The sequence below is a fragment of the Staphylococcus sp. 231237_7MaSpsaltlick genome (assembly GCF_043107035.1).
This window is the reverse complement of record NZ_JBICNX010000228.1, coordinates 1-724: the sequence shown is the minus strand read 5'-3', so window position 1 is coordinate 724 and position 724 is coordinate 1. Positions and strand designations below refer to the sequence as shown.

General features: G+C 24.6%; 2 pseudogenes. Both read left to right on the top strand.

Annotated features, from left to right (window positions below):
* Nucleotides 1–419: pseudogene (locus ACF91D_RS31110) on the top strand (O-antigen ligase family protein); the annotation flags it as partial.
* Nucleotides 420–471: 52 nt separating this feature from the next.
* Nucleotides 472–724 (top strand): annotated as a pseudogene (locus ACF91D_RS31105) (hypothetical protein); the annotation flags it as partial.

The following is a 724-nucleotide window of genomic DNA, read 5'->3' as shown; positions in this document are numbered from 1 at the left end:
ACTTTAGAGATAGTATAATATCATTCTTTCAAAAGGGACAAAAATCTACGGAAATTTTACAGTCAAGAGATGGTCAAATAGAAAGCTTAAATATAGTATTAAGAGAAAGTCCGGTTTTCGGAAAAGGATTTGGAGTACCTATTAATCACAATCCTTTAAACATAGACTCTACAATAGTTGAGGCAGGAAATTTATTTATCGCATTAATCATGTTTGGTGGCGTTTTTGGGTTAATATTATTTTTGGTATTCATTTTCTACTGGTTAAAATTTGTTAAAAAGGAATATATTGGTATTTTTTTATCAACTCTTTTAATTTGTATGGGAGAAATGGTTCTATTTAGTTCAAATAGTATAGGATTATGGTGTTCATTACTTTGGATTATTTCCCTAGATAGAAGTCGAAATAAATTAACTTAAATGAAATATTGAAATAAGATTGACGATAAAACTTAAAATAAAAGGAATTATTATGAATTATAAATTCAAAAAAAATATAGGTCTTAACTTTATTTTTACCATTTTATCAACTTTTACAACATTTATACTCTTAAGAAGTCTATTAAAATATTTTAATTATGATCAAGATTCTTATGGATTATGGCTAATGGTATTCTCTGTATTATCTTACATTTATTTGATGGACTTTGGGATATCAAACGGATTAAGAAATATTATAACTCCATTAGTTAATAAAAATAAAGAAAAAATGAATATATATATAT